The sequence below is a fragment of the Escherichia sp. MOD1-EC6098 genome, assembly GCF_002965865.1.
GTDB classification, from domain to species: domain Bacteria; phylum Pseudomonadota; class Gammaproteobacteria; order Enterobacterales; family Enterobacteriaceae; genus Escherichia; species Escherichia marmotae.
The window spans coordinates 61,828-86,946 of record NZ_PTSN01000016.1; the positions used below are offsets into that span (position 1 = coordinate 61,828).

The following is a 25,119-nucleotide window of genomic DNA, read 5'->3' on the forward strand; positions in this document are numbered from 1 at the left end:
TACTTACTGGAAGCTATTGTAACCTGCCTGACGTCAAAAAGAACAACGCCCGGCAACGCCAGGCGTTGAAAAGATTAGCGACCAGAGATAGGCGGAACGAACACCACGCCCATATCCCACGGCTGCTCAATCCAGGTATTTTGCGGGATATCAACAACATAATCATCAACCAGCGGACGACCAGCCGGTTTAGCGAAGATGGTGACAAAGTGCGCTTTTGGATACATTTCACGGATTGCCACCGCAGTACCGCCGGTATCTACCAGGTCATCAATGACGATGAAGCCTTCACCATCGCCTTCTGCGCGTTTCAGTACTTTCAGTTCACGCTGGTTGTCGTGATCGTAGCTGGAAATACATACGGTATCGACATGACGAATACCCAGTTCACGCGCCAGTAAGGCTCCGGGCACCAGACCGCCACGGCTAACGGCAATAATGCCTTTCCATTGTTCTGAAGGCATCAGGCGGCTTGCCAGTTTACGTGCATGAATCTGCAACATGTCCCAGGTGACGATGTATTTTTCGCTCATGTGAAGTGTCCCAGCCTGTTTATCTACGGCTTAAAAAGTGTTCGAGGGGAAAATAGGTTGCGCGAGATTATAGAGATCTGACGCACTAAAAACCAGTATTTCACATAAGTCCGCGTCTTTTTGCGCACTGCTACTACCTGTCGCTGGATAAAGTGGTATTCTCAAACATATCTCGCAAGCCTGACTTGTGCTGACAACATTTTCTGCTAACCCTGTGACCTGCAATACTGTTTTGCGGGTGATCGACAAGGAGACTTAACGTGTCTGAACTGTCTCAATTATCTCCACAGCCGCTGTGGGATATTTTTGCCAAAATCTGTTCTATTCCTCACCCGTCCTACCACGAAGAGCAGCTTGCTGAATACATTGTAGGTTGGGCAAAAGAGAAAGGTTTCCATGTCGAACGCGATCAGGTGGGGAATATCCTGATTCGTAAACCTGCCACTGCAGGTATGGAAAACCGTAAACCGGTCGTCCTGCAGGCTCACCTCGATATGGTGCCACAGAAAAACAACGACACCGTGCACGACTTCACTAAAGATCCTATCCAGCCTTATATTGATGGCGAATGGGTTAAAGCACGCGGCACAACGCTGGGCGCGGATAACGGTATTGGTATGGCCTCTGCGCTGGCGGTTCTTGCCGATGACAACGTGGTTCATGGTCCGCTGGAAGTGCTGCTGACCATGACCGAAGAAGCCGGTATGGATGGCGCGTTCGGCTTACAGAGCAACTGGTTACAGGCTGACATTCTGATTAACACCGACTCTGAAGAAGAAGGTGAAATCTATATGGGTTGTGCGGGTGGTATCGACTTCACCTCTAACCTGCATTTGGATCGTGAAGCGGTTCCGGCTGGCTTTGAAACCTTTAAGTTAACCTTAAAAGGTCTGAAAGGCGGCCACTCCGGCGGTGAAATCCACGTTGGCCTGGGTAATGCCAACAAACTGTTGGTACGCTTCCTGGCAGGTCATGCAGAAGAGCTGGATCTGCGCCTTATCGATTTCAACGGTGGCACACTGCGTAACGCCATTCCGCGTGAAGCCTTTGCGACCATCGCTGTTGCAGCCGATAAAGTCGATGCACTGAAATCTCTGGTGAATACCTATCAGGATATCCTGAAAAACGAGCTGGCAGAGAAAGAGAAAAACCTGGCATTGTTGCTGGACTCTGTAGCGAACGATAAAGCTGCACTAATTGCTAAATCTCGCGATACCTTTATTCGCCTGTTGAACGCCACCCCGAACGGCGTTATCCGTAACTCCGACGTGGCAAAAGGCGTGGTTGAAACCTCACTGAACGTCGGTGTGGTGACCATGACCGACAACAACGTAGAAATTCACTGTCTGATCCGTTCACTGATCGACAGCGGTAAAGACTACGTGGTGAGCATGCTGGATTCACTGGGTAAACTGGCAGGCGCGAAGACCGAAGCGAAAGGCGCATATCCTGGCTGGCAGCCGGACGCTAACTCTCCGGTGATGCATCTGGTACGGGAAACCTATCAGCGTCTGTTCAACAAGACGCCGAACATCCAGATTATCCACGCGGGCCTGGAATGTGGTCTGTTCAAAAAACCGTATCCGGAAATGGACATGGTTTCTATCGGGCCAACCATCACTGGTCCACACTCTCCGGATGAGCAAGTTCATATCGAAAGCGTTGGTCATTACTGGACACTGCTGACTGAACTGCTGAAAGAAATTCCTGTGAAGTAATAACGATAACGTCCACGCCTGCGGGCGTGGACTGTTCAAGGATGAAGGGCAGAATTGTATGGCGCTTTACATTGAAATAACAAAGCATTATGAAACCCATGAAAAAGTCGCATATTTGTATAGCTGCGACCATATTTCATGGGGGGAATTTTTGATCACCAAAGAAAATTTCGCGCTGAAATCCGTGAAAGAGCTTGAAGGTGAAAAGCAGAGTTTTTTTATGCTCAGAGCCTGGGGCAAAGTCAGAAGAACATATTTAACCACGAGAGAATTTCCCAAGGAAATATGTTACGCAGCCTGACGTCAGAACAATTTTTTCATGCGTTTTACAATCATCATTTTGACATTACGCTTGCACCACACAGCAATAGCCGCCGTTACCAATATCAACTCCAGTAAAAACGACCAGTGTAATAAAAAATTTAGCCACCACGGCTGATGTACCGCCGTAATATGAAATAGCGCAAACGGTTTATTAACGAAAGGCATTAGCCACCAGATATCCCCAACCAGCGTATCAAGTAATAAATGCACAATACCATTCAGGCAAAATATCACCCCCAACCACGGAGGAAGTTTATTCTTCGCGACGCCAGCCCAGAGTAGCGTCGCAGCCAAAAGTGTGAACCATAGCAATGGCCAATGAGACGGGTAAAGATGATGATGACGTTGCCCGCTATCAATCAGATAGCACCAGAAGAGATCAAAATCGGGTGCAACTGCCCCGACTAAGCCAATAACCATCACTCTCCGCGCATGACGAGCAATCAGCGGCAAGCGTTTTACTAAAGTACAATTTATTAAATATCCAGCCGGAAGATGACCGATAAACATGATGATTCCTTTCGTTTTCACCCGCTGCTTTCACGGAGAAAACGGCGGGACATGTTCCTGAATTACACAGCGATAAAAGCCATCCCTGTAAACGTCCGTCGCGGGTTACCACGTTCAATCTGATGATGGAACATTCGCCGCTGCGATTTCAGCGCCGCGCTATTTTCCTGTTGCTGTTGTTCCAGCTTCCAGGCAATCAGCAATCGCGCCAGCCGTCTGTTAGCATGCTGGCTACGTTCCGATTGTACCTTCACACAAATCCCACTTGCCAGATGCGTGGCGCGCACCGCCGAGTCGGTTTTATTGACATGTTGACCGCCCGGCCCCGACGAGCGCAACGTCTCATAACGGATCGCATCTGATTGTTCCTGCTCATCAGCGGTAAAACGCCCAATGCCCAGAAACCAGTTTTTACGTCCATGATGAGGTCGATACGGGCTTGGGCAAATCCACTGAATCGTACCACACCAGCGTTCACTTAATGCCCATGCATTATCGCCATCCAAAGAGACCAGCGCCGAACGCAGCGTGTCAGAGTAGCGCCCCGTTTCTGTTTCCAGCACCGTTACCGCGACGCGCTGTTGGGTAGCTTCTTTAATCAGCCTGTCCAGCGCCTTTTTGACGGCGAGACAGCATTCTTCTGGCCCCTGGGCAGAGGAGAGTTGCAACAAGATCATCCTTTTTTCCCTCCACTGTTTTTGAGCGTCAGTACCGGACGCAACCGCGCGACTGGATTAACTAAACCGGCCCGTACCAGGCATTGCACCACGCTTTCTGCTGATTTATAGGCCTGCGGCGCTTCTTCGAAGATGAGTTGTTTATCGCGGCAAATTACCCGGCTGCCAAGTTCAGTACGCGAGAGTTGCGTCACGGTGTATTTCGCCGCCAGACGCCCTTTACACTCGGTACGTCCCCATTTGCGTCCTGCCCCATGCGCCAGCGAATGTAATGTTTCTTCACAAATGACAGGCTGAACCAGCCACGAGAAATCACCGCGTGAGCCGGGGATAACCACCAGACCGCTATCATCTGGCGTTGCCCCTTTACGATGTAACCAGCCTTGTTGATCGCCAATTTGACTCGCGGTAATAAAGTTATGTGCCACATCCAGAACCAGACTTCCCGTCGCCTTCACCTGCTGCATCATGCGCAAAGCAATCATCTGGCGATTCATACGCGCAAACGCCAACGCATCGTCATGCTCCGCGATATAACGTAGCGCGTCGTCACAGACTTCTGGCAAGCCATGATGAGAAAACGAGGCAATATGTCGCTGTAAAATAGACTGCCCCAAACCACGCGAGCCGCTATGAACCAGCAGTTGCAAATACCGCGCATCCATACCAGCCAGTGCAAACAACTCAGCGTTGATGATTTGATCAATCTGTTGCAGTTCAGCGAAGTGATTGCCGCCGCCGATGGAACCCAGCGAGCTGCGCCACGGATGCTGTGCAAACGCTGACGGCAGGTTTTCCTCCAGCCAGCTTTCTTCGGCAACATCATCCAGAGCAGACAATCGCTTTTCAAACTTATCGGCATTGTATTTGCGGGCAAGGATATCTGTTTGCCATAGCGCCATGCCGCAACCGATATCATTGCCGACCAGCGCCGGGTAAAAACGCCCAACGGAGAAGAAGGCTGCGCCAATCGGGTAGCCGCGTCCGGGGTGTAAATCTGGCATCCCTACTACGCGTTGCATATCGGGAAGTTTTGCTGTGGTGTGTAATTGTTGGATCGCTGAACTCTCGATCCACAGGTCATCGGATGCGATGGTAAATACCGCATCGGATAAAGGACGAATATATTTGCCCATGTACCATTCCATTTATACTCATCATACTTCAAGTTGCATGAGCTGCGACTCAAATTATTAAGAGTAACAATTAAAAAATCAGAAAATGGCAGACGTATCCAGGGCAAAAAAAAGAATTAATTCTGGAAAGGTCTGCAAAGCTTCATTGATAAAGAATTTGTCATGATTGACCTCCTTGCAGTTTGTGGAATAAGAAAACGCGCACATACTAGGCAGGCAATATTTACATTGCAAGCTGGAATTAATCTGGCTGCTGATAACGCATATAAAAATTAGTCAACCACTCTCCCCGGCATTCAACGTTCTGCTGCTTAACCACCTGAAAACCATAACGTTCAAAAAAGGGTTTCGCCGTTATGCTGGCATTTACTGTAAGTTCGGATTCAGACTTAATCGATGGTTTTAACAAGGCGCTGGCGACACCGCGGCGGGTGTATTTCGGGTCAACAAATAATAAGTCGATATAGCGGTCAATTAGCGTAATAAATCCGACTGGTTGCTCATCAATGACCGCAACCCGCACTTGTGATTGCGCGATTTTTTTCTTCCAGCGTGTTTCATCAATCTGCGCCCAAGCGGCAATTTGCTGCGGAGAATAATGTTGGCTAGCCGTCATCGTAACCGCTCTAAGGAAAATAGCGCATATGTGCTGAAAATCTCCGGGCCGATAGTCTCTTATTGATATGTTATTCATAACCCCAACACCAGTTGTCTTTCCATTTGCGGATCCAGCAACGTCACATGCAAGCCCACCAGCCGCACACCGCGCCCGCTGCGGCGTTCATCCCAGGTTTTACGCGCGGTGGCGATTAGGTCAGCTTTATTCAATCGCGGCCAGGCATGTTCCTGAGTGGTTTGCTGAAAATCGTCGAACTTTAACTTCACCCCCTGACGAGCAATCAGCAAATCTGGTTTTACCTTCGCCAGACGGCGTTCCAGCTCCGGGTATAGCCGCTCAATGATCGCTTCACATTCAGACCAGTGATGAATATCTTCCGCCATCGTGCGTTCCACGCCGACGGATTTGCGCAGGCGTTCGCTGTTAACATCGCGCTCATCGATGCCCTGACTACGCTCCCATAAAATGTGGCCAAATTTGCCAAAACGTTTGAGCAACATCACCAGATCATACTTTTGCACATCGCCGCAGGTTCGCAGCCCCATCGCTTCCAGTTTTGCCGCCGACACTTTGCCGACACCGGGAATTTTCGCCAGCGGCAGGGTTTGCAGAAATGCCGGAACGTCAGCCGGAGTAATCACAAACTGACCGTTGGGTTTATTCATGTCAGAAGCGATTTTAGCGAGAAACTTTACCGGCGCGACGCCCGCAGACGCCGTCAGTTGCAACTCGTTAAAAATCGTCTGGCGGATTTCCTGGGCAATGAGGGTCGCAGAACCGTGGCAATGTACGCTGTCGGTGACGTCAAGATAGGCTTCATCCAGCGACAGCGGTTCAATGCGCGAAGTGTAGCGCGAGAAGATTTCGCGGATATGATTCGAGGCTTCTTTGTAAGCGTCAAAGCGCCCCGGAAGCAGCGTAAGATGTGGGCATAATTTGAGCGCCATACCGGTCGGCATTGCACTGCGTACACCAAATTTACGCGCGGGATAATTAGCGGTGCTGATCACCCCCCGACGTTCGCGGCTGCCGCCAATAGCAATAGGGATATCGCGCAGGGCGGGATTGTCGCGCATCTCCACCGCTGCGAAAAAACAGTCCATATCCACATGAATGATTTTACGCATTGCTCACCTCTCAACACTGGTAAAGTATACAGTGTTTTCAGGGTTTGAGAAATGCGTAAAGATTCAGCAATCTGCCCCCTTATCGCCGGATGCGACGCTGGCACGTCTTGTCCAGACTACAAGAGGTAGTTTTTGCTACCCGTGCTGTTTATCCAGCTTTTGTACCAACGGCTGCACCACTTTGTCGCCATGCAGGCCAAAATATTGATACAGCGTATCGGACGCGCTTTTGGTCAGCACCATAATCTCAATACGTCGGTTACCCGCGCTTTGCGGATTTTTGGTATCCAGCAACATCTGGTCAGCCATCGCACTCACCTGCATCACTTTATCTTCTGGCATTCCGGCTTCTTCCAGCACGCGACGAGCCGAAAGCGCGCGGTCGCCCGAAAGGTTCCAGTTGTTGTAGATATTGTTTTTATAGGCCATCGCATCGGTATGCCCGGTAATAATAATTTTGTTATCGAGCGAGTCGAACACCGGCGCGAGCTCCACCAGCAGGGTTTTAAAGAACGGCATAATCTTCGCGCTGCCGCGTTCAAACATATTGCGGTTCTGGTCGTCTTTAATCAGCACGCGCAATCCCTGCGGGACAATTTCCATCTCCAGATTCGCTTCCATATGCGCATCGCGGGCGATGATGTTGATATCGGTCGCCAGTTCGCCAAGCTCGGTGGCAGATTTCTTCTTAAGCAGCGCCGTTTTCTCGTTCACATCGCGCACTTTTTTCTCCGTCTCTTCCGGCACCGCCACGGTAGCGGGTTTCGGCGGGTGGGTCGGGCTAATTTTATTTAACGGCGACAATCCACCGCCGTTGAAAATCGACTGCCCGTGCAGCGCGGCGATAATGCTTTCCCGCTCAGATTTACTGACGCTGTTGACAATCCACAGCGTCATAAACAGCGCCATCATTGCCAGAGTAAAGTCGGCAAAGGCCACTTTCCACGCCCCGCCGTGATGCCCGGCATGGTTCTTTTTGATCTGCCGCCGGACGATGGTCGTTTTTGCCCCGCGCTCGCGGCGGTTGCCCGTCTTTCTCATGCTTAATCTTGCTCCAGCATCGCATTCACCCACGCGTCGAGGTTAGCGAAGGTCGGCTTGGATGCCAGATGCAGCAACTTACGTCCCGCATCTACCGCCAGCAGGGTCGGTTTACCGCCCGCCTGGGCTACCAGCACAGTACGCACACACTCCAGCAGAGAATGTTCCGCCCGCGCCTGTTGTTCCATGGCGTTGGCGAGCGGGTCCATCAGGCAATAACAGATAAATACGCCTAAAAACGTCCCCACCAGCGCCGCCGCCACTTTCAGGCCAATCAGGGCGATAGATCCATCAATCGACTGCATGGTGATGATGATGCCCAACACCGCCGCACAAATGCCAAACCCTGGCATCGCTTCGGCGGTACGTTGCAGCGAACGCGACGGCGTTAGCAGCGACTCTTCGGCGGTGTCCAGTTCCTGATCGAGAATGCCTTCCAGTTCATGGGCGTCAATTTTGCCCATCGCCATCAGGCGAAAGTTATCGGCAATAAAGGTCACCAGCCGCTTCTGGGTTAACACCAGCGGGTATTTCTGGAAAACAGTGCTCTCTTCCGGCTGCTCAATGTGCTGATCCAGCATGCGCAGGCCGCCGTTTTGCACCATTTCGAGCAATTCATACAGGCACATTAATAGCTGACGCTGAAACTCCGGCCCGAGCTGTTTTTTACTGATCACGCCTTTGATTTGATGGGCGATTTCTTTCAGCACATGTTTTGGGTTGCCAATAATCATCGCCCCAAAACCGGCCCCTAAAATAATAACTATCTCTGCAGGTTGCCAGATAGCAATTAATTGCCCGCCCGCTTCAAAGTACCCGCCAAATACGCAGCCGAGCACCACCAATAAACCTACTATTTTTTGCATAATTTTTTCACTTTAATTCGGATAGACAAAATCACGAATTTTCTGCGCGATCTGTTTATTCAATTGACAAATTCTGGCTTCGGTCAGTCCTAATACCAGCGCGATCTCTTTGAGATTCATCTCATGCTGGTAATACATAGAGAGGATCAGTTGCTCTTTTTCACTCAATTGTGAAAGCGCGTGTTGCAGCATTTGCTGGGTAATGATTTGTTCTTCCAGCTCTCTTCCGGCAAGCGGGATACTGTGGCCTTCAACGCCAAGCAATTCATCCAGACTGGCGAGGGTTTCCGCACCTTCCAGTTGAAGATATTCGAGATAATCTTCATGAGAAATGCCCTCGCGAACCAGTTCCTGCCACTCTGGTTCGTGCCCCAGTTTTTTACGCGTCTCACGAATCAGGTCTTTCATCTGATGATATTTCTGCCGCAACTGCCGCGGTCGCCAGTCGAGCGCACGCAGCTCATCAAGGATCGCGCCGCGAATTCGATGCACGGCATAACCTGCAAAACCTTCATCAGGCAGCCCGTAGCGACGAATGGCATTAAGCAGCCCCATTAACGCCGTTTGTTCCATATCCTGGCGGTCAATAATGCAGTTGCACTGCGGCGCGAGTTGCCGCACCACTTTGCGCACCAGCGGTAAATAGGCCTGTAAATAGTGGCTCTCCTGCTGCGGGGTTAATAGCGGCGCGGCAGTAAATTCTTCTGACTCGAATACGTCCTGTAGCATGTTTATATCCGTCTGGTGATTACTGGAAGACTACTTTTTTCACCAGCAAATCCTTATACGGTGTGCTCATTTTGCGACGCTGAAGATCTTTCTTTAGCGCATCAGAGATCAGTTTGCGGATGGCCGATATTTTCATGCCACGCAAATCTTCAAATTTCATTTCCGTCAGGCACTCAACCGCAATGCTTTGATACAGCGGCTCCTGATGTTTTATTTTTTCGGCCTCTTTATCACTGGCGACCACCATGACTAATTCCGCCGACAAATAATGATCCGCGCCGTTGTTGTCATGCAGAGTGACAATGGTTTCCGGCAACGTCACAAACACGCTTTTGCTTTCATCCATCGTTTCCACCGATTCCATCCGCGCTACGGCAGTCGGTTTTCCTTTTCCGGCATAATGATGCCAGACTCCCCATCCTGCCCCGGCTCCTACCACCAACGCCAGAACGGCACTGACCACGCCTGCCACCACAATTCTCTTCATCTTGCTTTTACACTTTGATCAAAACGGATTCGTTTTGTTGAAATTGAGGCTCATCATCAAGCTGTAAGGCGGCACTCACCTCCTCCTGCTGATGGCCCGACTGTTGTTGCTGCTGCGACTGCCCTTCGGAGGAGACCTGCACGTTCACCTCCATAAAATTTTGCGCCGTCAGATGCTGGCGAAGATCGTCGCTAAACTGCTGCAACGCGCGACAAACCTCACTTTGGTTAGCGCCGATATGCACCGTCAGTTTGCCGCTATCCAGTTGCACAGCGATCTCGAGCTTGCCAAGCGACGGTGGATCAAGGCGGATTGTCGAGATCTGCTGCTGTTTGTTGAGCTGGAAATGGATCTGATCTTTCAAAAGCGTCGTCAATTTTTCGCCCAGCTCGTCCATCGAGAGGGTGACAGGTTTAGTGGCAATCTCCTGATGATCGCTGACCCGTTCCGGCGTTTTAACTGGCAACACAACGCGCGAAATGACGGGTTCTGTTTCTGCTGCTTTATCGCTTTTACGCTCTACTGGAGGACGCGTGGTCACACGGGTCGGCTCAGGCTTCGCGCGTTCTGGTTTAGCGGGCGTGCGCTGTTGCACCGGCGCAATGGTGCGTAAATCTTCACTGGCGTAAGTTGCCAGTCTGGCCTGCTGTTCAGGCTTTGCCTGCGGCAACTGGCTGACCAGCTCCTGTAATTGCGGTGGTAACGACGTGAGTTCCTGCTGCATCGGGTGTTGCGGTGTGTTTTGCGCCGCCGCTTTCGTCAGTTGCCGGATAACCGGAGATGTCACCACGTTTCGCGGCTGCGGCGTGTCCTGATGCGGCGCGGCAGGTTGCGGCAGTAACAGCGCCATTAGCGCCTGCATCGCTGCCGGATCGCTCTCCTGCGGGCGCGTCACCTGTTGCTGGGGGGATTTAGCGCTATGAACGCGCTCCGCCACCGCGGCCACCGCCATTTTCGGCAGGGTAAAAGCAGGTACGTTTTCACCGCTCACCGGCGGCAAAATGTCCGTTTTCAGCGCGGCGGTTTGCGCAAGCGTTCCAAGCGTGGCAAGCAATGCCGGATTCATGGCTTCTCCGAAAGTAAATTAACAATTGAGTAGGCCAGCACGCCTTCCTGATGTTGCTGGTGTCTCTCCATGCGTGCTTTCAGCACTTCAGTTCTCTGCTCGCGTCGGGCAATCAATACGCTAAACGCGGCATGAAGTTGCGCTTTCACCACACGCAATTGTGCAGCGTCAGTTTCAGCCTCTTCATAGACATGAAACTGGCGCATCAACTGCTGATGCAGCACCGGAAGGCGTCGCCAGCGCTGTTTATCCAGTGCTTCGTTCATCGCCGTAACCAGCGCGAAAAGTTGCCTGCGTTCTTTTTCCATTGCGTTAACCCAGCTTGCCCGAAAGCCCTTCCCAGCCTTCGCGCAGGTTGCTTAAAATCAGCATCACTTCATCGATTTTCTCTGCCGACAGTTCGCCGCTGGCCTCATACAAACGATAAACACAGTGGTCATACAGACGCGAAAGATTCACCACCAGCTCGCCGCCGGTTTCAAACTCCAGCGAACTGGTGAGCGCATTGAGAATATCGATGCATTTGTTGATGCTCTGGGCTTTCTTCTCGAAACGTCGCCCTTCAATGTGGCTTTTGGCGCGTTCCAGCTCATCCATCAGGCCAGAAAACAGCACCAGTACCAGTTCGAGAGGTGACGCCGCAGCAGTGCGAGCCGCAAGGTCAATCTCTTTATATTGCGAATAGCCATCCTGTACTTCGTACATCTTTAGGGATATTCCTTGTGAGTTACGCGAATGCCGCCATGCTGGCTTTCATGGTGTACACCTCAACCAGTGTGTTGGTGTACTCCTCAAGATAACGGTCGTAGTTGGCGTTATAGGTATCGGTAAGCTGATCGCTTTCGTCCTGAATTTTGCTCATCTGATCGTCAATGTTCTGCTGGCGCAGAGTGATGATGCCGTTGCTGGAGTCCGTATAGGTGTTAATCAGGTCGTCCATCTGCGCCACCATGCTGTTGTCACCGACGAAAATTGACGTCAGACCGTCCGGGTTTTTCGCCATTTCGTCGTTGAACTGGTCGGAGTCGATCTGCAAGTGACCGTGAGAATCGAGGGTGATGCCATAATCCACAATCGACACGCCGTTGTAACTGGCATGGGCGATGTCATCGAGCTGGTTCGCCAGTGAACTGAGTCCTGCATCACCCGCAAAGACCCCGGCGCTGCTGCTGTCATCACCGTGGGTGGTCAGCGAATCAACCGTATCGATCAAAGTGTTATAGGCATCAACAAAGGTCTGTACTTTCTCCTGGCTGGCGCTGGAATCTTCGCTGATGTTAAAGGTGGTGAGATCGCTGTCAGAATCGCTGACTTCGGTGAACGTCATGGTGACGCCGGGGATCACATCATCAAATGTATTGCTGCTGTTGGTGATCGTCGGCCCCGTGGCGCTGCCGAGATGAATAATCGCGTCCTGGGCGGAGGAAACATCCGTGGCAACGGGCGCGCTGGCGCTATCGTTGCTGGCATCATGCCCGGTCACGCTCACCGAGAACGCGCTCTGTGCTCCGGTGCTTTCGGAGGTGAGCATAATGGTGGTGGTGCCGTCGGTTTTTACCAGTGCCGCCGAAACGCCGGGATTGTCATCGGAGTCGTTAATCGCATTCACCAGCTCACTGGCATCGATAAAACCATCGCCATCACCGTTCTGATCCGCCGCCGATAGATCAATATCCATGCTGCTGTCGCCCATCGTCAGTTCAAAAGTGCCGGTGGCGGAAAAGGCGTCGTCGCCCATACTGAACGTGGTCTGCTGCCCCTGTGCCAGTTGCTCGACATAAAACGAGTAGCTTCCGCCCTGCGCCTGGGAATTGGCGGAAACGGTGGCGGAGTCATTACTGCTGGAAGCAGCAAAAGTCACCGGGCCGTCGGTATCGCTGTTCAGCGCATCGACAGCACTCTGAAAATCGCTCAACGCCGAGCTGAGCGAGTCCAGGCCGCTGCTTTCAGCATCCAGCTCGCTCTGCTTCTCCTGCAAATTTGCTGCCTGAGTGGCAACATCGGCATACGCGATTTCTTGCGCAATGGTTCTTGGGTTAATCATTGATGACTCCGGATTACGATGTCAGATTATTGGCAAAAGGCGTGCCAATAATTTTTATGTGAATAATCAATTAATTGAAAAACAGGCGGAAAGACCATTTCCGGTCTGGCGGAAGAGTGCCTGCCGCAGAAAGGACAACACCGCCCGCAGGCGGTGTTGAGACTGATGACAAACGCAACATTGCCTGATGCGCTGCGCTTATCAGGCCTACAAGATTTCTGCAATATATTGAATTTGCAATACTTTGTAGGCCGGATAAGGCGTTTACGCCGCATCCGGCAATCCGCCATTACTGCAGCAGGCTGGAAACCATGCTGGACATGCTGTTGGACTGTTTCAGCATGGTGATGCCGGTTTGCATCAGCACCTGCTGTTTGGTCATGTTGGACGCTTCCGTCGCGTAGTCGGTATCCATAATGTTACCGATCGCCACTTCGGTGTTGTCCTGCATGCTGGTCAGGTTGTTGGCGGTGTCGTTAAGACGGTTGATAGACGCGCCCAGCTTGGACTGGATCTGCGAAACGTCATCCATCGCGGTAGAAATGCTGGTGATCATCTGGTTGGCCGAGCCAGACGCAGTCAGCTCAGTACCGCCAGAAACGCCCGCAGTACCCGTGGTGTCTGCCTGATCCGCGCTAAAGGAGTTGCTGATAGCAGAAAGATCCGTCACCAGCGTGTTCAGTTGGCTTGAAATGTTCACGGTCATGGTGTCGGAAGACTCCGCGCCTACCTGGAAAGTCACCGCACTCTGGAACAGGCCGTCAGTGCCGGTGTTGCTGGTGCCGGAAACACCGAACAGGTTGGTGCCGCCATAAGTAGTATTTTGCAGCATGTCAGACATCTGCTGACCCAGTTCGTCGTATTCATCCTGCATCGCCTGCAGGTCGTCGTCGCTGTAAGTGCCGTTCGCCGCCTGGGTGGAGAGATCTTTCATACGACCCAGCACATCAGACATTTCATCAAACATGCTATCTGCGGTTTGCAGCATCGCCGTCGCATCGTTAATGTTGCTCAGCGCAACGCCCATACCGCTGGACTGTGCCGTCAAACGGTTAGCAATCTGTTTGCCCGCGGCATCATCTGCTGAAGAGTTAATACGGTTACCGGTCGCCAGGCGTTCCATAGAAGTAGAAAGAGAAGAACTACTTTTGCTGATTGCATTAACGGCGGCCATTGAGGCGTTATTGGTATTCATAGATAACATGATACTGCTCCTTGGGATTAATCGTGTTCGTTTCGATACCCTGTAAAAACGACATCCCATGAGCAAACTTAAAATGACCATAAAAAATTTTTCAGTCCATTTTATCGAATGCCACTTTTAGCTAAAAAAAGCAGAACCTAAATTCAGATAAAAAGATTATTAGCAATATATGCTACATGGCCAGGTGACAAAACATGTCATCGCCAACTGATTGTTATCACTCAGATTATCAGCAGAAAAATTGATTATTACCCAACGAACTGATGCTAATATTTACATTGCGTTGCAAATAACACACATTTTACTATTGTGACTCGCCAGTCATTTCGTTACATTCTCACGTCATATAGAGATTAAGAATAATCCTATTACCATTAAACATTAATTATCACGCAGTAAAATCATCTTCTCAAGGATGTATAAGACCCTGCTTAATGCAGCGTACTATCAGGAAACATTTATCCCTTGCTAAGGTAAACTCAACTATGAGTATTATTATCAACAACTGGCGGATGGACCCGTCGCTTAATGCCTTAATTCATTGTGAAACGGGTGAAATGCGTCGTCTTGGCGAATACCATTTTATTTTGCTGGAAACATTAGCAAAAAATGCCGAGACGGTTTTATCGCGATCTTATTTATGTGCCGAAGTGTGGAAAAACCGCATTGTTGGCGGCAACAGCCTTCCTACGGCGATCCACGCCTTACGTGTTGCTATTGACGATGATGGTAAACAACAGAACATTATTAAAACCATTCCGAAGAAAGGTTATCTGTGTAATAAAGAATATATTTCCTTACCTGCATCAGCATCGGCTGAAACATTGAATATTGCAGTTGAACCGCAGGAAGTTGTTTCACCTGTTCGTGACGAAGAAACATTACCCGCCACACCATTACTCCCCGCCCGTAAAAAACGTAATTATGTGCTGGGGCTGACAATGTTAACTGTTGCCATCGCCGTTGGCTCAACCGTAGGTTATAGCTACGATAAAAATATGCCTGATACGCCGCAACTGATTAAAGAAACGGTCAATAGTCCGCGAATAAAGATATTTCATCTTAGCACTGATGGGGGGACTAATACTGCGCCATTACTTTCACAAACTCTCACTCCAGGAAAAGAAAAATTAGATAATTTATTGTCAGCGCACAATATGACCATGACAACTTATTATAAATATGTTCGTGACCGACTGGAGAGTGATATCGTTCTGCGTAACCAGTGCAACGGAAGCTGGCAATTAACCTTTAATGTGGAAAGCTGGCAGAATAGCGATATTAGTAGCGCGATGTATCAGAATTTAGAGAAGTTATTAAATACTGTGCAGAAGTGCTGATGAGTACCAATATATGCCGGATGCGACGCTAAAGGCGTCTTATCCGGCCTACCGATAATTACCCCAATAAATTCCTCACCGTCTGGCTGGAAATTCGCGCCTGGCCGTTCACCGCCTGCAATAAAACCTGATAGTTATGATTGGCGCTGTCGAGCACGCCGCCGAGATTCTCCGACGCCTGCACCGCATTTTCTGTTTGCGGGAAGCGCGACATGCCGTCGATCAACTGCCGCGCTTTTTCTTGCTGCACTGCCATCTGGGCGCGCTGCTGGTTAATGTTTTCTAATATGTGAGAAATCCCCGCCCCGCCCTGTTGCAAACTTTGCGTTAAACGCTCGGCCTCAGAGGGTTCAGCAAAGGTTTTCAGCAGAATAAACGCCGACTTATCGCCATCGGTGCGCACGCTTAAGGTGCGTTCAATATGAGGCCACTGTTTTTCGGTGGCGGAAAAACTGATGCCGTCTGCCTGCTGATGCATCTGCACGCCCACGCGGCGCAAAGCGTTGGTCAGCCGCGTCTGATACTGCCCGGTGTTGTCATCCTCAGACAGCATCACCGCCGCAAGCTGGGTCTGCCGCCCGTCAGAGACGCTGAACATCCGCGTTCCCGGCGTGGGATTGTGCACGAGATTCGCCAGATCCGGCGAGTGAAAGGCCACCCGCGCTGCCCCCTGTAACACCGGCTGCAACTGGCGGTCCACCGCACCGCCAGAAAGAGTAGTGCGTTTGTCCAGCATCTGCATCAGCGCTGAACTCGGCGCCTGCCCACCCTTACGCTGGCTATGACGATAATCGAGCAACTTCTGCTCCAGTTGCCCGAGATAATGATCCGCCTGCTGCAACGTGGTGAGCTGGTCATTAAGCTGTACGCTGTAACGCTGCGGGCGAGTGGTAATCAGCGGCGAAGCCGGATATTCACTCGCCGTCGCCGGGAGCTTTTGCCGCACCGCCTGAGTGGGCGCAACGGTTGACGACGATACCGCAGCGCTATGCGCGCCGCCGGTGGCGAGTGATGAAGATGTAAGTCCGACCTGCATACTGTTCCTGAAAGAGTTAGAGAACGCTGAACAAATTCAACTCACTCACTTTCGAGTAAGTCTTGAGGGTAGCTTCCATTGCCACTTCCAGTCCGGTAAAGGTGATCGACGCCGGGCCGTAATCGAGATCCTGTAAAGAGCCAATCAACTGATCGTTGGAGGTGGAGATATCGGTCTGCGCATCGCTCAACATCGACATGGTGTTCTGCGTCTCACCAAGTGAAGCAATCGAGGCGTTGAGGTCGTCCGAGGCGGTGTCCACTACATCAACGGCGTTCTGAATATCGCTCTGCACCTGCGGATCTGCCGGGTCAACGTCCGGGTTTTGCAGCTCCTGCGACAGGGAATTAAGCGTGTTAAGCACGTCTAAGTTGCTGCCGAAGAAATCGCTCGCCGCCACGTTGGTATCCACGTCCACGCCGTTTGACACGGTAGTCTGGCGGTGATCGCTGTTGCCCTGATAACTGTAGCTGTCGGTGACGCCATCGCTATCATCATCTACCGCCACGATCGGCGGCTGATCGTTGATAGTGCCGCCAAACACGTAGTGCCCGTCTTCGTCCTGGTAGTTCAGCGCCGCGACCATTGATTCGGTGAGTGACTCAATATCCTGCCCGAGACTTGCGAGCGAATCGGCGGTATTGGTGCCATTCGCCGCTTCCAGCAGGTCGTCGCGCACCGCCAGCAGGCTGTTGTTGACGCCATCGAGAATCGACTCCTGCTGGCTTAACCCCGCCGACGCGGAGTCGATATTGCTCTGATACTGCTCAATAGCCGACTGCTGGCGGTTCAACTGGGTGATGCGCGTGGCGGCGATGGGGTCGTCCGACGGCTGCAAAATCTGCTTGCCGGTTGCCATCTGCTCGACCACATGCGCCAGGTCGCCGGAGAGATTATTAAAGCTTTGCGTCATCGAGACGTAGGTTTGTTGGGTGGTTACTCGCATTCTCACGCTCCCGCTTAGCTGCACATTTCCAGCACCGAATCGAAAATCTCGGCGCCGGCGGAAATGACTTTCAGATTGGCTTCATAAATTTGTTGATAAGTGATCAGATTCACCGCTTCTTCGTCCATGCTGACGCCGCTGACGCTGCTCTGCTGATTTTGCGCTGCGGAATAGACATTAGACGCGGCATCGACTTCCGTCTGGTTTTGCTGACTGTAGATGCCGATATTGCTGATGATTGACGAGCACGCCTGCCCGACCGTCACGCTGCCAAGATTGTCGATTTCCAGCGGTTCGGTAGAGATATTGATCAGCGCCTGCAGGTTGTCGCTGTTACCGCTTTCGTCCGGCGAACTGGAAAACGCCAGCTCATCAGCGGTGATATCCGGGTTAACGGTCAGAGGGCCATCAGCGTTGCTGGCGTCATAAATAAACAGCGGCTCACCGGGGTTACCGTTGAGATCGTAGCCCTGCGCCAGTTGGTTGTTGACCGCATCGGCAAACTGCGACGCCATGCTGTTGATGGTGTCGGTCAGCGGCGTCAGCACATCGTTTTGATAATCAAACAGTGCGCCTAATGAACCGCCAGTGTCGGTGGTCATCGTCGAGGTGGTTCCGGCAAAAGTCAGCGACATGGTCGGTGTGCCATCGGCGTTGGTTTCCAGCGCGATGGTTGAGCTTTGCTGCCCGCTCACCAGCGGCTGACCGTTTTGCAGGGTGACGTTGTAGTTGCCCTGGTCGTCGATATTGACCTGCACATCCATCATTCCGCTGAGTTCTTCCACCATCTGATCGCGAGCGTCGTACAGCGCGGAGGCGTTATCACCGTTGGCTTCGGCCTGGGCGATTTGCTGGTTATAGCTGGCGATGCCGCTGGTGAGCGTATTGATTTGCGACACCATCGCCTGCTGCTGGCTGATGATTTCCGTGCTTTGCGAGTCGATGTAATCCAGCGTGTTATCGATACGTAACGACAGCGCCCCGGCTTCGCTGATCACCTGCTCGCGCAGGGCGGAATCATCAGGGCTGGTGGTCGCTTCGTTAAGGGCGGCGAAGAAGTTGTCGAAACCGCCGCTCAGGCTGCTGTTATCGTCGCTCAGTACCGCTTCCAGTTGACTAAGATACCCTTGCTGGGTGCTGTAATAGCCGTAATCGCTGGCGGCATACCACACCTGATTCACCTGATACTGGTTAGAGACGCGGCGAATGCTGTCGACCTGCACGCCGTTACCGGCGCTGTTCGACGAACCACCGCTGGCGCCGATGGTGCTGATCTCCGCCACCTGGCGGGTATAGCCCGTGGTCATGGCGTTAGCGGTGTTTTGCGCCGTGACGTTCAGCTCCACCTGCGCCGTTGATGCGCCGCTGTAGCCGATGTTGATCATGTCCATGTTGGATCCTTACCGGTAAATCGTGCCGGTTAAAAGCGGCGTGAAGATGGGGATTCTTAAGTTCCGTAAACCAGGTGCCAAACGCCGGATGCGGCCTACATACGGGCACAAACATAAAAATATGTGCGGTCTCGTAGGCCTGATAAGACGCGACAGCGGCGCATCAGGCACCAAACGCCGGATGCGGCGTGAACGCCTTATCCGGCCTACATACGGGCACAAGCATAAAAATATGTGCGGACTCGTAGGCCTGATAAGACGCGACAGCGGCGCATCAGGCACCGAACGCCGGATGCGACGTAAACGCCTTATCCGGCCTACATACGGGCGCAAACATAAAAATATGTGCGGTCTCGTAGGCCTGATAAGACGCGACAGCGGCGCATCAGGCACCGAACGCCGGATGCGGCGTGAACGCCTTATCCGGCCTACATACGGGCGCAAACATAAAAATATGTGCGGACTCGTAGGCCTGATAAGACGCGACAGCGGCGCATCAGGCACCGAACGCCGGATGCGGCGTAAACGCCTTATCCGGCCTACATACGGGCACAAGCATAAAAATATGTGCGGACTCGTAGGCCTGATAAGACGCGACAGCGGCGCATCAGGCACCGAACGCCGGATGCGACGTAAACGCCTTATCCGGCCTACATACGGGCGCAAACATAAAAATATGTGCGGACTCGTAGGCCTGATAAGGCGCGACAGCGGCGCATCAGGCACCAAACGCCGGAGCCTCATTTATGCTTTGGTGACAACTGCTTCACAATCATCGCCGCAATGCCAATCCCGTGCTGCTGCGCCAGCGTGTTACACAACTCATCATCATAAAACCCCTGCATCATGCGCACCGAATCGCTGTTAAACGGGTTATCTTTCGAATCGAAAAGCTCATTGGTTTTTCGCATCTCTTTCAGCATGTTGCGTAAAAAGATCGCCTCAAACTGTTCCGCGGCCTGCTTGATGTCATTGGCCTGAACCTTCGGCCCCATTAATGCGTCGCTGCCGTCAATCCCGCTGCTGGCGTTCACTTTCATCAGATCACCTCCAGGTCGGCATCCAGCGCGCCCGCTTCATGCAGCGCCTGCAAAATCGACATAATATCGTCCGGCGTTGCGCCTAAGCTGTTCAACGCATTGACCAGCGTTTTCAGGCTGCTGGACTCCGGCAAACTGACTACGCCCGGACGCGCATGATTCACCGCGATATTGCTTTGCGGCGTGACCGCCGTGCGCCCGCCCGCAAGGGCGTTCGGCTGGCTGACGTTGCTGGTTTCGTTAATCGAGACGGTCAAACTACCGTGCGACACCGCCGCCGCGTGCAGCGCGATGCCATCGCCCATCACCACCGTGCCGGTACGTGAGTTAAACACCACGCGGGCGCGGACTTTCTCCGCCTGCACTTGCACATCGTCCAGTTGCGACATAAACGCCACCCGCGCGCCGGGGCTGGTGGGCGCGCGCACGGTAACGTTGGTAGAACTCTGCGCGATGGCAATGCCGCCAAACGAGGCGTTGATCGCCGCCGCAATATTGTTGGCATCTTTAAACGACGGACGTTTCAGGTTGAGGGTGATGGTGTCACCCATCTGAAAATCGCTGGGGATCTCGCGTTCCACCGTCGCGCCGTTGGGAATTAACCCGGCGGTTGGCGTATTAACCGTCACGCTCGAGCCGCTGGCTCCGGTGGCGTTCATCCCGCCCACCACCACGCTGCCCTGCGCCAGGGCATAAACTTCGCCATCCGCGCCGTGCAATTGGGTCAGCAGCAAGGTGCCGCCACGAATACTTTTCGCATCACCAATCGACGAAACGGTGACATCAATGGTCTGCCCGCGCGAGTACATCGGCGGCAGCGTGGCGCTCACCGCCACCGCCGCGACGTTTTTCACCTTCGGGTCGATTTTATTCGGCAGTTGCACGCCAAACTGGCGCAGCATATTGGTGATGGTCTGGTTGGTGAATTTGACCTGGTTTTTATCGCCGGTGCCGTCAAGGCCGACCACCAGGCTGTAGCCGACCAGTTGGTTTTCACGCACGCCCTGCACGTTAACCAACGACTCCAGCGATTGCGCCAGCACCACGCCGGGCAGCGCCAGGCTTACGGCTACCACCACCATTTTTATCCAGTTTTGCATTGCACTCTCCGGCATTAAATCGGGAACAGAGGATGGTTAAACAACCGCGTCAGCCAGCCTGCGGCGTTGGCGTCGCTTAACGCGCCGCGTCCGGCATAGGAGATGCGAGCGTCGGCAATCCGCTGGGAGGAAACCGAGTTGTCATTCTGGATGTCGTCGGCGCGCACCAGGCCGCTTAAACGGATGTACTCATCGCCCTGGTTGAGGGTGAGCCATTTCTCGCCGCGAATTTCCAGAATACCGTTGGGCTGCACCGCATGGACAGAAACGGTGATCTCTCCGCGCAGGCTGTTCTGCTGCTGGGAAGTGGCGCTGCCGTCAAAGTCGCGATTGGCGTCGATGGAGCCGGAAAGCTTATCTTTGGTGTGACCAAAAATCGTCGGCGCACCAATATCAACGGTGTTGTTTTTGCCGAAGTTGGTTTTCGCCTGTTTGCTCGACTGGGTAGATTCTTCGAGGATCACCGTCAGAATATCGCCCACGCGATAAGCCCGCCGATCGGCGGTGAGCGACCAGTTGTAGCCCGTTTCAAACACGCCTCCGGCACGCCCGTCAGCCGGGAGTGGCGCTTCGGTTTTCGGTGGCGCAAAGTATGCGTCGTCTTTTTTGACCAGAATGGCCTGCGATTCACACCCGCTAAGCAGGGGAAGCAGCGCCACCAGCCAGAGATAATTTTTCACGTTCTGCCTGTTTAAAATACAAAGAGTTATGAGCCCTGGTAGGTCGGATAAGACGCGTCAGCGTCGCATCCGACATTTCGCCTTACAACGTCTGGCTGATGTACTGCAACATATCGTCCGCCGCCGAGACCATTTTGGCGTTCATCTCGTAAGCGCGTTGCACCGTAATCATCGCCACCATTTCGTTGACGATATCCACGTTCGAGCCTTCCAGCGCGTTGTCCTGCAAGGTGCCAAGCCCATCTTCGCCCGGCACGCCCTCGGTCGGCTGACCGCTGGCGGCGGTTTCCAGATACAGGTTGTCACCTTCGGCGGAAAGCCCTGCGGGGTTGGCGAAGTTCACCAGTGTCAGTTGCCCTAACTCAGTCACATCGCTGTCGCCGGGTAAGATCGCCGTCACCGTACCGTCCTCACCAAAAGCGACGTTGGTCGCCCCCGCCGGGACGTCGATTTCTGGCTGCAACGGCAAGCCCTGCGAATTGGTCAGCACGCCGTCGGCGTTCACCTGCAAGTTGCCATCGCGGGTATAGGCGATATCGCCGTTGGCCTTTTGCACTTGCAAAAATCCCTGCCCCATAATGGCGACATTCATCGCGTTGTCGGTGGTTTCGACGTTGCCTTCGGTGAAGGTTTTCTGAGTGCCGACAATGCGCACGCCGCTACCGAATTGCAGCCCGGTCGGCATGATGTTGTTCTGGTCGAGCATCGCGCCCGGCGCTTCCTGGGTCTGATAGAACAGATCCTGAAACATCACCCGGTCGCGCTTGAAGCCGGTGGTGTTAACGTTGGCGATGTTGTTGGCAATCGCGCTCATTTCAGCATCCTGCGCCGAGAGGCCGGTTTTGCTGATCCATAATGCTGCGTTCATGGTGGTAAATTCCGTGTTGTTTTTCTGCCGCCGATTGCCGGATGCGGCGTGAACGCCTTATCCGGCCTACGGTTTGGGCACAGGCTTGTAGGCCTGATAAGACGCAAAGCGTCGCATCAGGCACCGCCGCATAATTGCCGGATGCGGCGTAACGCCTTATCCGGCCTACGGTTTGGGCACAGGCTTGTAGGCCTGATAAGACGCAAAGCGTCGCATCAGGCACCGCCGCATAATTGCCGGATGCGGCGTGACGCCTTATCCGGCCTACGGTTTGGGCACAGGCTTGTAGGCCTGATAAGACGCAAAGCGTCGCATCAGGCACCGCCGCATAATTGCCGGATGCGGCGTGAACGCCTTATCCGGCCTACGGTTTGGGCACAGGCTTGTAGGCCTGATAAGACGCAAAGCGTCGCATCAGGCACCGCGCATAATTGCCGGATGCGGCGTGACGCCTTATCCGGCCTACGGTTTGGGCACAGGCTTGTAGGCCTGATAAGACGCAAAGCGTCGCATCAGGCACCGCGCATAATTGCCGGATGCGGCGTGAACGCCTTATCCGGCCTACGATGTGCGGTTACGAGCCGCGCAATAAGCGGTTGCCCGCGTCGCTGATATCTTCTGCGGTTTTCATCATCTTGATCTGCGCTTCAAACTGACGGTTCATGGCGATAGACGACATCATCTCGCTCACCGCCGAGACGTTGCTGCCCTCCAGAAAACCGCCGCTGACTTTGATGTTTTCATCGCGCTGAGCCAGAACGCCATCGGCAGTCACCAGCATCCCTTCGCCGTTTTTCGCCAGGTCAGCGGCCGGAATATCCACCAGCTTCAGGCGGTCGATATCCATCGTCGCGGTCACATCGCCGTCATCGGGCGTCACCGAGAGCGTACCGTCGCTGCCAAACGAGGCGATGGCGTTCGGCGGCAGAATGATCGGCCCGTTATCTCCCAGCACCAGATTGCCGTCGATGGTCAGTTGCCCCTGGTCGTCCTGCTGGATGTTGCCGTTGCGGGTATAGACTTCGTTGCCGTTTTTATCCTGCACCGCAATGTAACCCGCGCCCTGAATCGCCACGTCCAGCGGGCGTTCGGTCTTCTCCGCCACACCCGTACTGTCGTTCACGCCGCTGGCCCCTTCCTGCGCCATATAGCGCGTGTCGAAGCCGCCGCCTTTCACCTTGTCGTTGGTCGCCATCGCCATGTCGGCACGAAAACCGTTGGTGTTGACGTTCGCCAGGTTGTTGGCGCTAATTTGCTGCTCGTACAAAGTCTGGGAAGCCCCGCTCAGGGCGGTATAAATCAAGCGATCCATTACATTGCCTGGAACAGCGCGTCATCGAGCTGCGTGCTAGTGGCGATAACTTTGGTGTTGGCCTGGTAGTTACGCTGGGCGGTCATCAGGTTGACCAGTTCGCTGGTGATATCGACGTTGGAGCTTTCGAGCACGCCCGACGACAGCGTGCCGCAGGTGCCGGAACCAGGAACGCCAATCAGCGGCGTACCCGATTCCCCGGTTTGTACCCACGCGGTGCCACTCACCGCCTCCAGACCGTTTTCATTCGGGAAGGTTGCCAGCACCACCTGACCCTGCAACATGCGCTCGCCGTTGCTGTAGGTGGCGTAAACTTTGCCATCGTCATCGACCTGCACACCGTTTTGCGTTGCGGAGGCGTAGCCGTTGGCGGAATTGGTGGTGACCGAGAAGTCAGAGCCGTATTGCGTACAGGTGGAGTAATTGACGGTTAAATCGATGGGGGCGGCGGCATCGGTCTGAAACTCAATCGCCTGCGGCGTGGTGGGCGAGGTTAGTTTCCCGGTATTCGGGTCGAAGGTTAATGTCGTCGCCGGAACGCCAGTCTGCTGCTGACCATCGAAGGTATACTGCACTTCCCAGGTGTTATCGCTGGTTTTGGTGAAGTACTGGCATACCGAGTGTTCGTTACCCAATGAGTCATACACCGTGGTGGTGTAGCTGTCGGTATACGAGCTGCTGTTGGCCGGGTCGAACGGTACGGTGGTGCGATCGATAGCCGCGTCGCTGGCGTTGAAGTTGGCGGTAAAAGTCAGGCTGCTGCTGGCCTGCGCCGGAATATTGCCGGTTTTTATCTGGATATCGGTGACCGTGCCGGTTTGCAGGGTGCCGCTATCATCGACCGGATAGCCCTGCAAGTAATCACCCGAGGCGTTAACGATATAGCCGTTTTTGTCGGTTTCAAACGAGCCGCCACGGGTATAAGAGATATTGCCCGCGCTGTCGCAGGTAACAAAAAAGCCGTCGTCGTTAATCGCCAGATCCAGCGCGTTACCGGTGGAGACCAGCGAACCACCGCGCGAAATACTCTGCGCCGTACCCGCCACGCTGACGCCCATTGCCTGGCTTCCGGCATACATGGCTGAAAACTGGGTGGTCATCGACTTATAGCCCACCGTTCCGGCATTGGCGATGTTGTTACTGATCCCGTCGAGCTGTTCGTTAACGGCATTCAGCCCCGTTGCGGCAATTTCATAACTCATTGTTTCTTCCTGTTAATTCAAATTTTTGACAGCGTGCCCGTTGTTTTGCCGGATGCGGCGTGAACGCCTTATCCGGCCTACATATGGGTGCAAACATAAAAATATGCGTGGACTCGTAGGCCT

At 53.2% G+C, this 25,119-nt stretch carries 27 protein-coding genes; 3 read left to right on the forward strand and 24 right to left on the reverse strand.

The window, feature by feature from the left end:
* Positions 1 to 74: 74 nt before the first annotated feature.
* Positions 75 to 533 (reverse strand): xanthine phosphoribosyltransferase, encoded by a 459-nt coding sequence (gpt, locus tag C0K55_RS16845; RefSeq protein WP_001291991.1) that lies wholly within the window; start codon positions 531 to 533, stop codon positions 75 to 77.
* A gap of 260 nt (positions 534 to 793) precedes the next feature.
* Here gpt and pepD point away from each other — a divergent pair, with 260 nt between their 5' ends.
* Positions 794 to 2,251, forward strand: coding sequence for a cytosol nonspecific dipeptidase (gene pepD / locus C0K55_RS16850; protein ID WP_016248351.1), 1,458 nt, complete (start codon positions 794 to 796; stop codon positions 2,249 to 2,251).
* A gap of 58 nt (positions 2,252 to 2,309) precedes the next feature.
* Positions 2,310 to 2,552: a hypothetical protein gene (locus tag C0K55_RS16855; RefSeq protein ID WP_001515785.1), complete on the forward strand. Its 243-nt coding sequence runs from the start codon at positions 2,310 to 2,312 to the stop codon at positions 2,550 to 2,552.
* Positions 2,553 to 2,554: 2 nt separating this feature from the next.
* On the opposite strand, the gene C0K55_RS16860 is transcribed toward C0K55_RS16855, so the two are convergent.
* From C0K55_RS16860 to lafA, 14 genes are all read right to left on the reverse strand, one after another.
* Positions 2,555 to 3,085, reverse strand: a complete 531-nt coding sequence (locus C0K55_RS16860) for a metal-dependent hydrolase (RefSeq protein WP_001515784.1) — start codon at positions 3,083 to 3,085, stop codon at positions 2,555 to 2,557.
* A gap of 62 nt (positions 3,086 to 3,147) precedes the next feature.
* On the reverse strand, positions 3,148 to 3,762 hold the full coding sequence (gene prfH / locus C0K55_RS16865; protein WP_000602119.1) for a peptide chain release factor H: 615 nt from the start codon (positions 3,760 to 3,762) through the stop codon (positions 3,148 to 3,150).
* Positions 3,759 to 4,898, reverse strand: a complete 1,140-nt coding sequence (locus tag C0K55_RS16870; protein ID WP_024191835.1) for an RNA ligase RtcB family protein — start codon at positions 4,896 to 4,898, stop codon at positions 3,759 to 3,761. The genes prfH and C0K55_RS16870 overlap by 4 nt, the downstream gene beginning before the upstream one ends.
* Before the next feature lie 241 nt (positions 4,899 to 5,139).
* A complete protein-coding gene (locus C0K55_RS16875; RefSeq protein WP_061090638.1) occupies positions 5,140 to 5,592 on the reverse strand; it encodes a GNAT family N-acetyltransferase in 453 nt (150 codons plus the stop codon).
* Positions 5,589 to 6,644: a DNA polymerase IV gene (gene dinB / locus C0K55_RS16880; protein WP_105266759.1), complete on the reverse strand. Its 1,056-nt coding sequence runs from the start codon at positions 6,642 to 6,644 to the stop codon at positions 5,589 to 5,591. Before dinB ends, C0K55_RS16875 begins: the two co-directional genes overlap by 4 nt.
* A 135-nt stretch (positions 6,645 to 6,779) precedes the next feature.
* A complete protein-coding gene (gene lafU, locus C0K55_RS16885; protein WP_105266758.1) occupies positions 6,780 to 7,685 on the reverse strand; it encodes a putative lateral flagellar export/assembly protein LafU in 906 nt (301 codons plus the stop codon).
* Positions 7,686 to 7,687: 2 nt separating this feature from the next.
* On the reverse strand, positions 7,688 to 8,551 hold the full coding sequence (gene motA / locus C0K55_RS16890) for a flagellar motor stator protein MotA (RefSeq protein WP_038355492.1): 864 nt from the start codon (positions 8,549 to 8,551) through the stop codon (positions 7,688 to 7,690).
* Between the two features lie 12 nt (positions 8,552 to 8,563).
* On the reverse strand, positions 8,564 to 9,280 hold the full coding sequence (locus C0K55_RS16895) for a FliA/WhiG family RNA polymerase sigma factor (protein WP_038355493.1): 717 nt from the start codon (positions 9,278 to 9,280) through the stop codon (positions 8,564 to 8,566).
* Positions 9,281 to 9,299: 19 nt separating this feature from the next.
* On the reverse strand, positions 9,300 to 9,767 hold the full coding sequence (locus tag C0K55_RS16900) for a flagellar basal body-associated FliL family protein (RefSeq protein ID WP_038355494.1): 468 nt from the start codon (positions 9,765 to 9,767) through the stop codon (positions 9,300 to 9,302).
* Between the two features lie 7 nt (positions 9,768 to 9,774).
* A complete protein-coding gene (locus C0K55_RS16905) occupies positions 9,775 to 10,833 on the reverse strand; it encodes a flagellar hook-length control protein FliK (RefSeq protein WP_105266757.1) in 1,059 nt (352 codons plus the stop codon).
* On the reverse strand, positions 10,830 to 11,141 hold the full coding sequence (locus C0K55_RS16910) for a hypothetical protein (protein ID WP_038355496.1): 312 nt from the start codon (positions 11,139 to 11,141) through the stop codon (positions 10,830 to 10,832). The genes C0K55_RS16905 and C0K55_RS16910 overlap by 4 nt, the downstream gene beginning before the upstream one ends.
* A gap of 4 nt (positions 11,142 to 11,145) precedes the next feature.
* Positions 11,146 to 11,538, reverse strand: coding sequence for a flagellar export chaperone FliS (fliS, locus tag C0K55_RS16915; RefSeq protein WP_038355497.1), 393 nt, complete (start codon positions 11,536 to 11,538; stop codon positions 11,146 to 11,148).
* 22 nt (positions 11,539 to 11,560) lie between these two features.
* Entirely contained in the window at positions 11,561 to 12,877 is a 1,317-nt protein-coding gene (fliD, locus tag C0K55_RS16920; RefSeq protein ID WP_105266756.1) for a flagellar filament capping protein FliD, read from the reverse strand.
* Between the two features lie 289 nt (positions 12,878 to 13,166).
* Positions 13,167 to 14,081 (reverse strand): lateral flagellin LafA, encoded by a 915-nt coding sequence (lafA, locus tag C0K55_RS16925; protein ID WP_038355499.1) that lies wholly within the window; start codon positions 14,079 to 14,081, stop codon positions 13,167 to 13,169.
* Between the two features lie 485 nt (positions 14,082 to 14,566).
* Here lafA and C0K55_RS16930 point away from each other — a divergent pair, with 485 nt between their 5' ends.
* Complete coding sequence (locus C0K55_RS16930) at positions 14,567 to 15,421, forward strand: winged helix-turn-helix domain-containing protein (RefSeq protein WP_123058156.1); 855 nt, start codon at positions 14,567 to 14,569, stop codon at positions 15,419 to 15,421.
* Between the two features lie 58 nt (positions 15,422 to 15,479).
* Here the strand turns inward: C0K55_RS16930 and C0K55_RS16935 are convergent, their stop codons facing one another.
* The 9 genes from C0K55_RS16935 to flgE all read right to left on the reverse strand — a co-directional run bounded on the left by C0K55_RS16935 (position 15,480) and on the right by flgE (position 24,996).
* Positions 15,480 to 16,457: a flagellar hook-associated protein gene (locus C0K55_RS16935; protein ID WP_105266754.1), complete on the reverse strand. Its 978-nt coding sequence runs from the start codon at positions 16,455 to 16,457 to the stop codon at positions 15,480 to 15,482.
* 16 nt (positions 16,458 to 16,473) lie between these two features.
* The gene (gene flgL / locus C0K55_RS16940) at positions 16,474 to 17,403 is read right to left on the reverse strand and encodes a flagellar hook-associated protein FlgL (protein WP_105225062.1); all 930 of its coding nucleotides are present in this window, start codon (positions 17,401 to 17,403) and stop codon (positions 16,474 to 16,476) included.
* A 14-nt stretch (positions 17,404 to 17,417) separates the two neighbouring features.
* Positions 17,418 to 18,794 (reverse strand): flagellar hook-associated protein FlgK, encoded by a 1,377-nt coding sequence (flgK, locus tag C0K55_RS16945; protein WP_105225063.1) that lies wholly within the window; start codon positions 18,792 to 18,794, stop codon positions 17,418 to 17,420.
* A 740-nt stretch (positions 18,795 to 19,534) separates the two neighbouring features.
* Complete coding sequence (locus C0K55_RS16950; RefSeq protein WP_105266753.1) at positions 19,535 to 19,834, reverse strand: rod-binding protein; 300 nt, start codon at positions 19,832 to 19,834, stop codon at positions 19,535 to 19,537.
* On the reverse strand, positions 19,834 to 20,934 hold the full coding sequence (locus C0K55_RS16955) for a flagellar basal body P-ring protein FlgI (RefSeq protein ID WP_123058155.1): 1,101 nt from the start codon (positions 20,932 to 20,934) through the stop codon (positions 19,834 to 19,836). Before C0K55_RS16955 ends, C0K55_RS16950 begins: the two co-directional genes overlap by 1 nt.
* A gap of 14 nt (positions 20,935 to 20,948) precedes the next feature.
* Positions 20,949 to 21,614 (reverse strand): flagellar basal body L-ring protein FlgH, encoded by a 666-nt coding sequence (gene flgH, locus C0K55_RS16960; RefSeq protein WP_038355506.1) that lies wholly within the window; start codon positions 21,612 to 21,614, stop codon positions 20,949 to 20,951.
* Positions 21,615 to 21,696: 82 nt separating this feature from the next.
* Positions 21,697 to 22,482, reverse strand: a complete 786-nt coding sequence (gene flgG / locus C0K55_RS16965) for a flagellar basal-body rod protein FlgG (RefSeq protein WP_000990540.1) — start codon at positions 22,480 to 22,482, stop codon at positions 21,697 to 21,699.
* A 574-nt stretch (positions 22,483 to 23,056) separates the two neighbouring features.
* Positions 23,057 to 23,794: a flagellar basal body rod protein FlgF gene (locus tag C0K55_RS16970; protein ID WP_105267003.1), complete on the reverse strand. Its 738-nt coding sequence runs from the start codon at positions 23,792 to 23,794 to the stop codon at positions 23,057 to 23,059.
* Positions 23,794 to 24,996 (reverse strand): flagellar hook protein FlgE, encoded by a 1,203-nt coding sequence (gene flgE, locus C0K55_RS16975; RefSeq protein ID WP_105267004.1) that lies wholly within the window; start codon positions 24,994 to 24,996, stop codon positions 23,794 to 23,796. The genes C0K55_RS16970 and flgE overlap by 1 nt, the downstream gene beginning before the upstream one ends.
* Positions 24,997 to 25,119: the final 123 nt, after the last annotated feature.